This is a genomic window from Desulfotruncus arcticus DSM 17038 (assembly GCF_900113335.1).
GTDB classification, from domain to species: Bacteria; Bacillota; Desulfotomaculia; order Desulfotomaculales; family Desulfallaceae; genus Desulfotruncus; species Desulfotruncus arcticus.
In genome coordinates this window covers 48983-63369 of the sequence record NZ_FOOX01000004.1, presented here as the reverse complement: position 1 = coordinate 63369, position 14387 = coordinate 48983, and the positions used below count along the sequence as shown (strand labels likewise).

Here is a 14387-nt window from a genome sequence, read left to right as displayed (position 1 = left end):
GTAAAATGGGATGGGAGAGTTGACTGTGGGTGGCAGGATAACAGAAGTTTTTTGTGAACGAAGAACATATGATAAACAATATCATACTCACAGCCATCCTTATGCTCAACTCATCCTGCCCATAGAAGGCACCTTGCATTACAGAACCCCAATTCACGATTTATCACTAGATAGCCGGCATTTGTTTTTTCTGCCGCCAAATTTCGACCATACTTTTTGTGCCACCGACAGAAATGAATTCCTGGTATCGGACATACCTCTTTTCGTGCTGCCTGATATCGGCAGCGCAGATATAGAACAGCACCTGCCGTTAGCAGGTTGGCTTATCCTGCTTTATCTGGGGCTGTTCCCGACGGCAGCATCCTACGCCCTTCTCGGCGCAGGTCTAAAGAAGGCTACGGCCACTTCATCATCCATCGTTGTACTCGTCGAACCCCTGGTGGCAACCCTGCTGGCCGTGGGCTTCGTGGGCGAGCGATTAACGGTGGCGGGTTGGGTTGGGGCAGCCCTGCTCCTGGCCTCTCTCGTGGTTTTGACGGTATCGGCAAAACGGATTAGTCAACCGGCGGAGAAGCTTTGCAAGTAAAACCATTGTTCCGGGTTTTTTAATCCAACCGGCTCCCCAGGTACTCTATGATATCACCCGGTTTCCCGTCGGTTTGGATTAAATATGTGCATTGCTCAGTTATCTCATCAGTTAAAAGTTGTGTTAAATATAAAGGAACCTTTTTCCTTGGAGGGTGATTAAGTATGGCTATAAATATTTGGATTAAACAATTATTGAAGAATTTAGATGAGCATGTTGATGAAGCCACTCGCAAAAGAATAATGGAATCCTGCGGGGAAAAATGTCCATTTACGCATCTTCCAGATGCTAAGCTTAACAAAATAAAGGAGAACTCTCAAAGCGAAGAGGAGTTTCTTGAGCACCTTTGCTTTCAGTGGCGTCTCAAAAAAGAAGACGGAGAGTATTTCGTTGTTTTTGATCAGTGCTACTGTCCTTTAGTCAACGAAGATATCCAGGGCGTTTCAAAGACATTATGCTCTTGCACTCTGGGCAATATTAAGCGAAAATTCGCTATCGGACTGGGTCGCGAGGTCGATGTACTCATGGAAAAATCAATTCTGGCTGGAGATAATGAGTGCCGTTTTCATATCAAGTTATGAAGCATAACAAATACCTTATAGTCTATGATGCCAAAACAGGGAAATGCACGGAACTTCCCCGACAGCCCGACACAGTAACCTTCTACCCGGACTGGTCGCCGGACGGCACCCGCATTTCTTATATCCATGCAGAAGAACAGAGAGATGCCAACGGCGCTTATTATGCAGACGGAAAAAAACATGGTCCCTCTGGATAGCGAATGCCGGCGGCGCCAATGCCCGGCGGCTGGATAAGGCCGACACGGGAATCTACTATGCCTCTGGTCCCGGGACCGCGCTCATATCGTCTACCTTAAAGATAACGCTGTCTGGCTGATTAATGTCAATGGGGGCAGTCCGGTCAAAATCGTAGATCTAATGCCGGGCCAAAAGGATCTGCATGACTATTATGGTTATACTTCGTGGGCCGACCAATTGGCTTATTACCGATACGAGAAGTGAGATCAATACCCCCTTCCTTACTAAAGAAGGAGGCTTTCTTTAAATAACCTATATTTTATCTTTTCGGGCCCCCAATGTTTTTCCCATTTACAGAGATCACAGTTACAACTTAAGTTGTGTTTAGCTAATCGGCCCGGTTGTTTATTATATCTGCTCCCTGTCCACAAACTTTCGTAAGCAATAATTTTATAATATTTAGAGCTGCCATAGCTGCCACTTTCAGTAACAAAGTCATAACGATGGGCATCACCCCATACATGCTTAATAATATTCTGGCGTTTTTTAATAACTCTCGCACGATGATAGCGGTGATAAGACCGTCCTCGCCCAAGGCTTTTTCTCTGCTGACATACCGGACAATCTCCATTATGAGACAGATAAGAATAGCAAATTAGACACTGTGCTTGCATTTTGCAGCAACACCTCCTAACTAGTGTCGCCGCAGCCGCCCTTACCGGCAATTTAACTGGAACCGGTACGGCGGCTGGGGCGGTCGCCCCAGTTTTCCCGTTATCAATTAAATCACCCCATAACCATCTTTAGTCTTTTTTAGCGTATAACATTGCTTCTTTCCAAATATCCAAAGGAACCATTTTGGCAACTTCTTTAACCCCTAAGTTATATACAAGTAAGTTTAGTAATTTCTTAGCCCATTCGATTTCACCAGTCAATATTCCGTCGATTATTTCCAACTTTTCGGGCGTATATTCATAATATTGCTCCACATTGATTTTTTGCCCCTCTAATTGAGGATTTAGCATAATGTTTTCTCCTTTCGCCTTAAAAATCTCATTAAGGCTGATTTGGCACCTAAAACAATTCCGTTCTTCAGCACACCCGTCACTTCCGGGTTGATAATTTGATTAGATTGAACACAATGCCATAAATCATTATGAGTATTAACAATTTTAGAGTTACAGGGTTATGCTCATGCCTGCCGCTGGACTTTTAGAAATACAGACCTGGGCCCTTTATGTCCAGTCCGCCCACCAGTAAACATCCTGTCCATCGCCGCACCCGGGGTCGGGGCAGCCGGCCAGGTATATAGCCCCGATATCGCCCACTACCCAGGGGGTGTAGTTATCGGTTTTAATGGTAGCTATGTGAACCAGGTCAGCGCCGCACCGGCACCGGGTATACTGCGGGTCCTGCTCACACTCCAGCCAGCCGCCGATCTTGGACCGCACGTGCCAACCGGGTATGTTCCTCAGGTCTTCCAGGTAGGCCATGTAACGGTCCATGGCCAAATCATTGCGCCCAATATTCTGCCGGACACCCGGGTCCGTATAAATGCTGGGCACGTCCACGGCGGCATAATATGCAGCCTGCACGCAAGATTTACTGACGGGGCAAATTATGCCCTCCACTTCAGGCTGGCCGGGAATGGGGGGTACTATCAGATCCGTCCGGGCTTTCATTTGCTCCGGTTCCGCATAGGTGCGGATAACCCAGCCAGGCTCAGTATTCTTCAAAGGGTTGCATTTGAAACAAAAGTAGAACACCAGAAGATCGCATCCCGGCACAATGTTTAAACCGGCTTCCCGGAAATTGAGCTGAAACAGGTTATGCATATGGCCTCCACATTGAGGACAGGCGGGGTAATCTTCCTCCGCGGGTATAAACGGGGTGCCGAAAAGCTTTGTGCCCAGCATACTATTGTCCTCGCTTTCGGCAAAGTTTAAATGTACCGTTTGCAGCAACCTGCCGACAAGATATTCCTTTTCACGCCCGGTCAGGGGCGCGTCAGATAACTTGGCCAGATGCACGGCATTACTATTGGCCAACCGGGGCGTCAGTTTCATTCAAATCAACCTCCTGAAACCATACTATTAAAAAGCCTTTCACCCGTCCCGGCATCGAGGAATAGTCTGCCGGCGGGAAAATTAAAGTCGGGTAAAACTGCCGGCTTGATACGGTAGACCAGCCGGGTTGCAGGTTGTTCCCGGCCGGGGTCGGGCCAGTCGGTACATGTATAGGCCAACTCCAAGCCAAAGGTGTCGAGGTAACTTCTGGCGGCCGCACCGGGCTTGATTGCCGTTTGAGGGTCGGGAAAGGTTGTCCCGGCCGCAAGCCGGTGGCGATTGAAAGATTGCAGTCGTCCGGTGCTGCCGCAAAGAATGATGGTCACCAGGTTATTATATACCGGCAGGCCGTTGATAGTTTCCATAAAAGTATAAGCCTGGCTCCACTTCGTGCCGGGCGGGGGCGTATATGCTTTGATTAATTTCCGGTAATCCCGGGGCAACGCATATTCCTGGCTGACCATGCGCTCCGCCCGGTGGGGCAGGCAAAGCTCGAGCAAGTGGTGTGCCCCGGTCTCCATCTCTTCAAGCGAAGAGGTGGCGATACCTTCCGGTGTATCGTTAAAAGCGCTGTTGATAAACCACACTTCTCCGCTACCGCAATCCAACCGGATATGCGCTTCCCCAAGCTCACCCACACAGCGCAGTTCCCATATCTCGATTGAACCGTCCCCGAAATCCCAGGTTGTTTTTTTAACCTGGACTATCTCGTATTCACCGATTAACCAATCCATGATTTCTCGTGACCGTCCCAGGGCCTCCTCCCGGCTTAACCCGGCGGACGGTAATGACCGGGGTGATGCCTTTTGGTCCGGCCAGAGGAGGTTGCAATGTATGGCTGCCGCATCCATTTTTGCACCAAAGTTATCAATTAAACACCCGGTTAGAGCATCTATTTGCCAGTAGGGTTCGCTGCTGTAAAACGAACTATAAACGGGGGAGTAAACCAGCCGGGCCTGACGTGGATTTCCTCTGTCCGGCAGGTAAGGTGAAAGCCTTACATCCAGTTGGTCCATTTCATTTAAGCGCATTGATTCTATTGCCAGTTGTGCCGGAACATAGTAACCAAGCTGCAGCGGAAACTGTTCTAAAAAACATTTTTTAGCCTCCTCCGCGCTGATTACGTTGTCCCGGGGAGCAAAGTCAATATCACTCCAGGTTAAATGTAAATCCCGCACCAGCCTGGCCACCGGTTCTACCGCAATTTCAAACCCGTCCGGGTCAAAGGGGATGCCGTTGGCCAGGCGCCGGTAGCGTAACCTGTAGCAATCCATTTGGGTATGTACAGCATAGGGTTCCACCTGCCGTGCTTTGTCGGGATAAACCTGTTCAATAAACTTTTGGGCTATTGCGATAGCTTCCTCCCTGCTGCACCAGTGTTGTTTAAGCATTGCAGCCCCGGGAATTACATGATCCAAGTCCAGAATTTCACCGCTGGCGGCATCGACGCTGACCCGGAAATACTCCTCACGCTCCTGATCCTGGGCCTTCCAGGCAAGATGCCGGATTTTTTTACCGGAAGTCCAGGTTTCCAGCCTGGCTGTATGCTCATCCCATCCTTCGGACAGAGCCAGACGCTTTTGAACCAACTGTTTAATTTCTTCAAGAGGAATTATTTTGGGCAAAGTTCTGTTCAAATGAAACAGCTCCTTTTTAGACGCGATACTAATTAGGATCTCTGTGTGGGGTCTCTGAGTATTTAGGCGTTTTTGCATTGGAAAATGTTCCCGCAAATTACAGGCAGGCATGGTCCCAATAAGCTCAAACGGAACAGTATATTCCGGTAATTTAAAGCCTTTAACGGTTCCATGTTGCGCATAATGATAATATGTAAAAGTTTTAAACTAATGGAATATCCTTAACAATTTTGAGAACATATTATAAAATTCATGGGATTACTGTTAAGATATAGATAACATGCTTAACCCTTTGAGATGCCAGAAAAACAGGTCGTCCACAGAAACATAACATGTTTCCATAAAGTTAAATCGAGGAGGAATGAAGTTTGGTCATAATTAAAACCCCGCAACAAATTAAACTAATGGCTGAAGCGGGTAAAATATTAACTACCTGCCACCGGGAACTCCGCAAGATTATCCGTCCGGGCATTACGACTATGCAAATTAATCAATTCGTAGATGATTTCATTCAATCCCATGGGGCGAAAGCCGAGCAAAAGGGTTACCATGGCTATCCTTTTGCTATTTGTGCTTCTGTCAACGATGAAATCTGCCACGGATTCCCAACTCAAACCCCACTCCGAGAAGGCGATATCGTCACCATTGATATGGTTGTCAATCTAAATGGGTGGATGGCTGATTCTGCTTGGTCTTACCCGGTGGGTCAGATAACTGAACAAGCTAAACAACTACTCGAAGTGACTAAAGAGTGCCTTTACCTCGGTATAGACAAGGCTGTCATCGGCAATCGGCTCGGTGATATTTCACATGCAATTCAAATTCATGCCGAATCCCATGGGTTTTCCGTAGTGCGTGAATTTACAGGACATGGTATAGGTCATAACATGCATGAAGATCCGCAAGTTCTTCACTATGGCCACCCCAACAAGGGGCTTAGGCTCTCTGAAGGGATGGTTTTCACCATCGAACCGATGATTAATCTTGGCTCCTATGACCTGACAATTGACCAGAATGGATGGACGGCCAGGACAGCGGACGGCAGCCTGTCAGCTCAGTATGAACATACCATTGCTATCACCAAGAACGGTCCGCTGGTTTTAACCGAACAGGGACTGAAAAAGGTTCGCTAAATTGTAAAGGAAGTGTGTTAATCCGTAGAATTAATACCTTCTTCCCGCCACTACGGGTCGCGGTTGAAATAATGCTGCACAAATAAACAAAATGCGCAACAACAATGTTTTTATTGTTACGCATTTTGTTTTTTGGGGTGTTCCCCTCGTCATTGAAGAAAGACAAGGAAAATTGGACAACCCACAACTCTTTATCTGCTTCATAAGACTCCCCCGATGTGCAGCTTTAACTGAGCGAGTTCACTGTTGTTAACTTTACTCATTCCCACTTTCGAATCGCATCTTCCACGTAAGCGGTATCCGTACCCGCCACCCGGCTGTGTTTTTAACATCATTAGAAAATTTTAACCCTATAAATGAATGTTCTATTATTCCTGGAACATTTTAAAATTTTTGCCGTCTTTATTAATAAAAAAATCAAGGTTGAGGGTGATTGTTATGAAAAAACTGCGGTTACGAGCTTTATTGCCGGTATTATCCCTTATAACCATAAGCCTGTTCGCCGGAGGGTGTTTGAATGCCACGCAGGCAACCTTAAAAAAACCGGCGCCTGCCGAGTCAGTGGATACAAAGCTGGTTACTGCCAATACGGGTTTGGGTTTTAATCTTTTCCGGAAACTGGAGCAAACGGACCCCGGGCAAAATGTCTTTATTTCACCCGCCAGCGTGGCTATGGCGCTGGCCATGACTTATAACGGGGCGGACGGCGCAACTAAAGAGGCCATGGCTAAAACCCTGGGATTGCAGGGAATGAGCCTGGAAGAAGTGAACCGGGCCAATGCCGACCTGAAAACCATCCTGGAAAATCCCGACCCCGGGGTGCAGATCACCATTGCCAATTCGCTCTGGACCAGGCAGGGCATCGACTTTAAGTCTGAGTTTATACAGAGAAACAGGGATTATTATGCGGCGGAAGTGGAAACTATTGATTTTTCCCAGCCCGGCGCTGCGGATACCATTAATAACTGGGTTAAAAAGAATACCGGCAGTAAAATCGATAAAATTGTTGAACGCATTGAAGCTGATGACATTTTGTTTTTAATTAACGCCGTTTACTTTAAAGGGAGCTGGGCGGACAAGTTTGAACAATCAAAAACGAAAGATGGATTATTTAATCTGCCGGACGGCACGCAGAAAAAGCAGCCGATGATGTCCCGGACGGGTCAATACGGTTATTACCAGGGAGACAATTTCCAGGCCGTGAGGATTCCATATGGCAACCAAAGGGTCAGCATGTATGTTTTTCTTCCGGCCCGGGAATCCAGTCTTACGGAGTTTTATCATAATCTCGATGCCGCCAATTGGGAAAAGTGGCTGCCCCGGTTTACGGAAACAACGGTACAGCTCGCTTTGCCGCGTTTTAAATTTGAATATGAAGTAAGCCTCAACGACACGTTAAAAGCCCTCGGGATGGAAATTGCTTTTGACAGCCGGCAGGCCGACTTCGGAAAGATGTGCCCGATTACCCCGCTTTCGGTTGTTTATATCGGTAAAGTTAAGCATAAAACCTTTATTGATGTGAACGAAGAGGGTACCGAGGCCGCCGCGGCAACTTCCGTGGAATTCAAATGTACCGGGATGCCGCAGATAACCAACATGGTTGTAGATCGCCCGTTCTTCTTTGCCATTACGGATGATCAAACTGGTACAATCTTATTTATGGGGTCGGTTTCAGAACCTCAAACTTAATGATGCGTGGGAGGTTTATAGTTTTGGGAAATATAATTCAGGGTGTTGGATTAAACATGACGATAGTGGCTCAAATTATCAATTTTGCTATGTTAATTATTTTTCTAATTGTTCCAATTGTTTTGTTGGTTTACTTGTTTTCCACATTAAATGATCTAAAGGCAAGGATGCTTAAAATAGAAGAGATATTAAAGGATATTAGAGATAACCTTAAAAAGTAACGTATTAAAGCCATTCTCCCTGCCATTAACCGACGAGTCCTTATTCTTTTGGCTGTTATGAAGCCTTCGCGCCGTATTGATGATGTATTGATCATAAAAATTTTCGGGAACGCTCTGTATTTCTCCATTCTGCCATATCCGTAACACCTCTTGTTTTTTAGCCAAGCTTTCCCATTCTTGTACAAATCGTTTTCTATTTTCGTGTAACAAGGGCTTAGTCGTCCTGCTTTTCTCATAAATTACTTTTAATTCATCAGGATTAATTTCAGCTGTATCTAAAGGAAAATGATTAATACAAGGTCGGTTAAAATAAACCTTATAAGCTTTCGAAGTATTGATCAGAAAAATATCGTTTGTTTTTTCGCGCAATAAATATAGAGCATATCGAACTCCTGTTTGCTCATAAGCATTTTCTCAGCTCCATATGATGATGGGAACTTGCTCTGGCTATCTTTCAGTTCATTAACTATCTGTTTTAAATCTCTTAAATCTTTAAGCACACCTCTAGCACCACCTCAATTTTTTGTTGCTTTACAACATAACTAAACTAATGATCTTGGTTATATTCATCTTTAACTACCGGGCAATACCAGTGTTTTTTCCAGTTCCCTGGCTTTGTTCAAGGCCAGTATTGCCGTTTGCCGTGTGCCGGAAAAAGTAATTTCGTAGCCATTTTTGCCCCAGGAACAGATTTCCCTGATCATATTTAAGTTCACAATATAGGCCCGGTGGGAACGGAAAAAGGTATTGCCGGTCAGCCTTGTCTCAACGCTGTTCAGGCTTTCCGTGATGCTGATTTTATCTATGCTGGTAACGATGACGGTCTTCCGTTTTTCCCTGGTGATAAAGATAATGTCTTGGGTATCTAAAAAGATCAGCTTTTCGTTCTGCCTGATCACAAGCCTGGCAGGATTTGTTTCGGCGACGGGTGGAACAAAGTGATTTGTTGGAACCGGCGACCTTTGCCTTTCCTGTTGCTTGATTCTTTCCATGGTTTTTTTAATGCGGTCCAGTTTGAATGGTTTGACCAGGTAGTCGAAAGCATATACTTCAAAAGCTTCGTGAATGTGGTCGTCATAGGCGGTGGCAAAGATCAGAATGGTTTGGGAATAGATATCGCAAATTTCCCGCGCCAGTTCCACACCGTTTTTCCCCGGCAGGTCAATGTCGATAAAGACTACCCGGGGATTTAATTTCTCCACCATTTTCAATGCCGTGATGCCGTCGCCGGCTTCTCCCAAAACTTCCACTCCTGGTATTTGTGACAATGTCTTATTAAGTACATGGCGCATAGCGGGATCGTCTTCAGCAATTAATACCGTGAGCATGATCTGTCACAAACCTTTCTATCAATTATTTCTTCACGGGTGGCTTCGGCTGGTTTCACCTCCCGGCACCTTTATCCGATAAATGTACGGAAAAAATTGTTTCACCTTCGGCATGATCTATGGCGATCCGGCCCGAGTATTTGTCCACGATTTCTTTAATAATGGCCATTCCCAGTCCCCGGTTGCTTTTTTTGGTGCTGAAGTGCGGCTCGTACATTCGATCCCGTGTTTCAAGGGGAATTGGATCACCCGTATTGGCCACGGTGAAAATATATTCCCCGGGTTCCCGGGTAATTTCCAGCCTTACAGAGCGATGCGCCCCGGTATAAGCTGCCGCTGCCTCGATGGCGTTGTCCAGCAGATTTCCCAGCAAGGAGTTGGCCTCCATAGTGCTTAAGGAAACACCCCGCAAACTGCAGTCCACCAGAACGCTAAAAGATATACCCCGGGCTTCGGCCTGGCCCGCCTTAGCAAACAGCATGGCGCTGATACCGGGATTGTCGGTTTTAACCACTTCCGCAGGGTTGGAGATATCTAAAAACATTTGTTTGATATAATCGCGTGCTTTATCGCAGGAACCGACCTCCAAAAGCCCGTATACAGCCTGCAGGTGGTGATTAAAGTCATGGCGCTGCTTTCTAATGGTTCTAATCAACTTGTCCAGATGGGCGATGGTTTCCCCGGCTTTGCGGGCCTCGAATTCTTTTTCTTTTAAAAAGGATATTTTTCTTAACGATCCCATGGACAGCACTGTTATCGCAACAAGTATCATACTGAATGTGGCGGCAAATAGATGAAAATATATATCAGGCAAAGCGCCTGTGCGGGAGACAAACAGCACCATATTTACAACGGCAAGCAGCAGCACGGGCAATAACACCAGTATATATAAGTTTAAACACGCTTTCTCGGCCATCTTGCCAATGCCGTCTTCGGGAGCCCGGTCTTTGAGCTCGGAGGCAAAATCCAGCAGGTGAAAATTGTACCGCCGGCAGGCAACAATAAAAATCAAAATAACCACTGCTTCCGGTAGAAAAAGACCGATGCGCACGTCGTCCCTGACGAAAATATCCTGTAAAGAATAACCGGTGCTGTTTAATAGCGGGGGTACGACGGCAGCCTCCAGCGTCGCGAATACCACAAGGCCCAGCAGGGCGATAATGGTAACCCTGCGCAAAGATATGCCGGTGACGACCCGTAGAATCACCACATAAATGGCCATCTGAACCAGGCTGTGCAGCCCGAAAGGTATGGAGGACAGTCTGATGTAATAGGAAAATGCCGTTTGAGCAATACCGGTTATTATCAGCTGCAGCGGCATTATTTTAAGGCCTGCCAGTTGAAACCCCAACATGGTCACCAATAACACTTCGGGCAGTGAAACCAAAATCAGGGCAAGTAATGACATTTTATCCAAGACGCTTCACCTCCCGGTTCTTGAATGCGGCTTAATATTCCTTTCCCGATTGTCCGAAAAGTGGATTTGGGTGTTTGAAGGCTGTGTCCTTTGTTTATGTGAAGTTAACGATAGTAAATATTCAGTGCATAAACAAATTTTCAACGTAATATGCCAATAACCTTTTAATTTTTGCGTTATCTTCGCACAGGCTGTAAGCTCGAAATAAGTGCGACTAAAGTTCAGATGGGGTCAAAACCCCACCTGAACTAAGTCTTCTTTATCAGCTAGTAGCTTTTGATTTTTAGTCAGACATGCAAATACTGGTTTCAGACAAGGATATGCCCTTTTCAGACAAGGATAATGGACATAGAACAATTATTAGTAATATGATGTATGTGATGAAAAACCCAAAACATTACTTATAAACCGAATATTCGGAAGTGGTATATCATGTTGACGTCCGTTTGGAGAAAGCCTTGGAAAGGTTATAAGAAAGTTTATGCCGGAAAAAAGTAGTTTGGTAAACGACCTGGACCAATTAATCATTCAAGTTTATACCGCTGGTTTTTATCTAACCGGGCACCGGGAAAAGGCGGAGCAGTTAAGCGCCCTGGTTTTCGATAAATTCAGCCTGCCGGGTTTTAAGACTAATAAAAACCTGGTATGGCTTTTATTTTGCCATGTTTTCCGCCAATATTGCGAAGAACAAGAAGAAATTGGTATGAATACCACCTGTTCCGAGTCACACTTTTTGTCCGGTGTGGAATTGATACAGAGAGCTTTGCTGGAATTGCCACCCCGGGAAAGGGTGGCGGTGATTCTAAAGTATAAGGTAGGTTTGGATTGCGGAGAAATCGCCGGTTGTATGGATTGCTCGACAAATCACGTTTTAGGGTTGCTGGCGGCGGGGAAGGATAAATTGCGGAGCAAACTTAGTTTATAGAAAGAAGGAGAATCCCTTACGATAATCAAATATATTTAACCAAAACAGCCAAGACAATACATATCTTCCAACAGTTGAAATATGAAAGGAGCTAACCAATGAAATGCTGCCACCTGTCTGACAACACCCTGCGGCTGACGTGGTGTTCCTCCGACCTCGACCGCCCCATCGTCTCCTTTACTGTCCGGGATGCTGACGATGACGGCATGAACGAGCTGGTTGTAGAAGAGGGCAGTTACCACCGGATTATCGGACAGCTTTATGCCATGGACAGAACAGCACCTGCACGCAGCACCGTCTGGAGATGGGACGAGTGGGGCTTCAGTTATGTCGGTAAAACCCCGGAACAATCGTGATTAGTTATGAAATTTATAATGTTGGCTAGTTCTTTGCCGCAACATGGTTGTACTACAGCAATATATACTTACCATACTCATAACAAATCTCTATGTTATAATTAACAATTCGTTATAGTGAATATATTTCTCACTATTTTAGTATTAGAAAGGAGTCCCAGCATTATGGGGTTAATCAAGAAATTTGGCAGTATATTTTTATTTGTCTTATATCTTGGATATATTTTTTATAAAGCACCCATTTTTAATGAGTTCAAGGTTCTTAACCTTATTGAATATGTACTAGTCTTATTGGTAGGAGGATATACTGTCTTAGATCTATTACGTAAGGAAATATATCCTTTGTTTAGAAAATAGGCAGCGAAAACCGCCACCACTGCCGGCAGCCCTTTGCTGCTGCCCCTACGCTTTTTGGAACAATCAACCTGCTGGCTGCCGGTGACAGTTTATACGATGGAGCCCCCCGCCGTTTTCAGCGCTATCCTTCCTTTACTTTTTATACAATATCAACCTCCATTAAATTGATTATTTTTACTTTTATTCTTTATTTCTTTTAAATCCTCGATTTATGTACTCAATTTCCCGGCGATAAATCCAACCCTGTCGGGCCCCCCACACTTGCTACTTGTCAAAAGCTGGCTTTATTGCAGCAATGCCAACATCATCAAAATTTATTTTTCCATACACCATTATTTCCGGAACATTTACGTATTTTTGCCGTCTCTATTTGTAGAAATATCAGTCAATCAAGCAATTACCAAAGGAAGGCTATGATCATGAAACTAATCGCTGTCACAAAACTTTCCGTTATTCTGCTGCTCATAGCGGCATTATTTATTTCAGCAGGCTGCAGCAAGTCCAATAAATCCGGTCAGACCGAAGTTGCCAACCCCGACCGCTCCAACAAGTCCACATTAGAAATGCCGAATTTTAACAATGAAGCGTGGCGCGGTCAGGGGCGGTTGGCGTTTACCCGGGAAGACAAGCTTTACGTCTTAAACGGGGATAACGGTACAATCACCAGGTTAAGCGACACCGGCCCGGCCGGTAAGCCGCAGTGGTCTCCGGGCGGGGAATGGCTGGCCTATCTCGGTAACGGAAATCGGCTCGTGATCACCAAAGCGGATGGAAGCATAACCCACGAAATCACCGGCTTGCCGGCACCGGTTAATGCCCTGGATTTCGCCTGGTCGCCCAACGCCGATGCGCTTGCCGTTGCCACCGGCGTGGATCATGGCGCGGACAAACAAGAGATTTACCTGGCTTGGCCCGGCGAAACGCCCCGTCGGATCACCTCCGCAGACACATCCGTTTCCTCATTTGCCTGGTCGCCGGACGGCAAAACCATAGCCTATGTCGATACATTGCCTTATGATGAACAAGCTCCTGTTAACCGCGATGATGCTCTTTACATTACACCGGTGGAAGGAGGAAAACCGCTGCAACTGCATATTGAAGAGAATGCAGGTATAATACTTGCCGGGTGGCGGCCCGACGGCAATGCATTGCTCTTTTGGGTAGACCCTGGACACGGGGTTTCCTCGTGTGCGGACGGGTTGAAACTATACTCTCTGCCGCTGTCCGGCGGTAAACCATACCCGCTTACAGTCACCCAACTCTATCCAGAGTGGCGTTCCTGGTCTCCGGATGGCCAAAAGCTGCTTGCTGTCGCAGGCTACGGGAGAGAATTCTGGATGAATAAATATCTTGTTGAATTTGATTCCCAGACAGGCACCTGTACTAAACTGCCCCGGCAGACCAATACAGTAACCCTATATCCGGACTGGTCTCCTGACGGACGCTACATCTCTTACTTGGAGGCTGCCGAGTTGGAGGATTACCCGGAAAATGAAGAAGCAATTACTGCCTGGGAGCAAACCTGGTCTCTCTGGATAGCTGATGCCGGCGGCGCCAATGCCCGGCGGCTGGACGAAGCCGGAACCGGAATCGAGCGTGCGCTCTGGTCTCGTGACGGTTCTCATATCATCTATCTTAAAGATAACGCTGTATGGCTGATCAACGTCCACGACGGCAATCCGGTCAAGATTGTGGATGTAATGCCGGGACAAGAGGATTGGCATTCTTATTTTGCTTATACTTCACCGTCTTATAAATTGGTTTATTACCGGTAACCTTTTTCTTTTTTCCACTGCCAACGAGCATCAAAAGAGCATATTGCATTTATAGTCATTAAATATGGAACTAAACAGAAAAACAGTTAGTCTATATTTAAATTGGGTGCTTAGTAGACAAATTATATGGGAGGCTTTA

At 46.0% G+C, this 14387-nt stretch carries 15 protein-coding genes and 1 pseudogene; 8 read left to right on the top strand and 8 right to left on the bottom strand.

The window, feature by feature from the left end:
- Positions 1 to 10: 10 nt before the first annotated feature.
- The 3 genes from BM056_RS06890 (at position 11) to BM056_RS06880 (ending at position 1364) form a co-directional block, all read left to right on the top strand.
- Positions 11 to 586, top strand: coding sequence for an EamA family transporter (locus BM056_RS06890; protein WP_092470075.1), 576 nt, complete (start codon positions 11 to 13; stop codon positions 584 to 586).
- Positions 587 to 750: 164 nt separating this feature from the next.
- On the top strand, positions 751 to 1167 hold the full coding sequence (locus BM056_RS06885; RefSeq protein ID WP_092470074.1) for a DUF6144 family protein: 417 nt from the start codon (positions 751 to 753) through the stop codon (positions 1165 to 1167).
- Positions 1164 to 1364: a DPP IV N-terminal domain-containing protein gene (locus BM056_RS06880; RefSeq protein WP_092470072.1), complete on the top strand. Its 201-nt coding sequence runs from the start codon at positions 1164 to 1166 to the stop codon at positions 1362 to 1364. Before BM056_RS06885 ends, BM056_RS06880 begins: the two co-directional genes overlap by 4 nt.
- A gap of 368 nt (positions 1365 to 1732) precedes the next feature.
- Here BM056_RS06880 and BM056_RS06875 read toward each other — a convergent pair whose 3' ends face one another.
- The 4 genes from BM056_RS06875 to BM056_RS06860 all read right to left on the bottom strand — a co-directional run bounded on the left by BM056_RS06875 (position 1733) and on the right by BM056_RS06860 (position 5047).
- Entirely contained in the window at positions 1733 to 1975 is a 243-nt protein-coding gene (locus BM056_RS06875) for a hypothetical protein (protein WP_092470070.1), read from the bottom strand.
- Positions 1976 to 2147: 172 nt separating this feature from the next.
- Complete coding sequence (locus BM056_RS06870; protein ID WP_092470069.1) at positions 2148 to 2369, bottom strand: hypothetical protein; 222 nt, start codon at positions 2367 to 2369, stop codon at positions 2148 to 2150.
- Positions 2370 to 2579: 210 nt separating this feature from the next.
- A complete protein-coding gene (locus tag BM056_RS06865; protein WP_092470067.1) occupies positions 2580 to 3410 on the bottom strand; it encodes a DUF1963 domain-containing protein in 831 nt (276 codons plus the stop codon).
- Between the two features lie 5 nt (positions 3411 to 3415).
- The gene (locus BM056_RS06860) at positions 3416 to 5047 is read right to left on the bottom strand and encodes a YcdB/YcdC domain-containing protein (protein WP_092470065.1); all 1632 of its coding nucleotides are present in this window, start codon (positions 5045 to 5047) and stop codon (positions 3416 to 3418) included.
- A gap of 368 nt (positions 5048 to 5415) precedes the next feature.
- Between BM056_RS06860 and map the strand changes: the two genes are divergently transcribed.
- Both map and BM056_RS06850 read left to right on the top strand, forming a co-directional pair.
- Complete coding sequence (gene map, locus BM056_RS06855; RefSeq protein ID WP_092470063.1) at positions 5416 to 6180, top strand: type I methionyl aminopeptidase; 765 nt, start codon at positions 5416 to 5418, stop codon at positions 6178 to 6180.
- A gap of 438 nt (positions 6181 to 6618) precedes the next feature.
- A complete protein-coding gene (locus tag BM056_RS06850; protein WP_092470061.1) occupies positions 6619 to 7869 on the top strand; it encodes a serpin family protein in 1251 nt (416 codons plus the stop codon).
- A gap of 188 nt (positions 7870 to 8057) precedes the next feature.
- On the opposite strand, the gene BM056_RS06840 is transcribed toward BM056_RS06850, so the two are convergent.
- The 4 genes and pseudogenes from BM056_RS06840 to BM056_RS06830 form a co-directional block, all read right to left on the bottom strand.
- On the bottom strand, positions 8058 to 8459 hold the full coding sequence (locus tag BM056_RS06840) for a DUF3658 domain-containing protein (protein WP_092470058.1): 402 nt from the start codon (positions 8457 to 8459) through the stop codon (positions 8058 to 8060).
- Positions 8433 to 8492, bottom strand: a pseudogene (locus BM056_RS27480) (hypothetical protein); the annotation flags it as partial. The pseudogene BM056_RS27480 and the gene BM056_RS06840, both read right to left, overlap by 27 nt.
- A gap of 170 nt (positions 8493 to 8662) precedes the next feature.
- A complete protein-coding gene (locus BM056_RS06835) occupies positions 8663 to 9418 on the bottom strand; it encodes a LytR/AlgR family response regulator transcription factor (RefSeq protein WP_092470056.1) in 756 nt (251 codons plus the stop codon).
- Between the two features lie 55 nt (positions 9419 to 9473).
- The gene (locus tag BM056_RS06830) at positions 9474 to 10826 is read right to left on the bottom strand and encodes a sensor histidine kinase (RefSeq protein WP_238456357.1); all 1353 of its coding nucleotides are present in this window, start codon (positions 10824 to 10826) and stop codon (positions 9474 to 9476) included.
- Between the two features lie 490 nt (positions 10827 to 11316).
- Between BM056_RS06830 and BM056_RS06825 the strand changes: the two genes are divergently transcribed.
- From BM056_RS06825 to BM056_RS06810, 3 genes are all read left to right on the top strand, one after another.
- Positions 11317 to 11760: a hypothetical protein gene (locus tag BM056_RS06825; protein ID WP_092470052.1), complete on the top strand. Its 444-nt coding sequence runs from the start codon at positions 11317 to 11319 to the stop codon at positions 11758 to 11760.
- A gap of 206 nt (positions 11761 to 11966) precedes the next feature.
- A complete protein-coding gene (locus tag BM056_RS26120) occupies positions 11967 to 12116 on the top strand; it encodes a hypothetical protein (RefSeq protein ID WP_165613415.1) in 150 nt (49 codons plus the stop codon).
- Between the two features lie 776 nt (positions 12117 to 12892).
- Positions 12893 to 14248, top strand: coding sequence for a TolB-like translocation protein (locus BM056_RS06810; RefSeq protein WP_165613414.1), 1356 nt, complete (start codon positions 12893 to 12895; stop codon positions 14246 to 14248).
- The last annotated feature ends 139 nt before the right edge of the window (positions 14249 to 14387 follow it).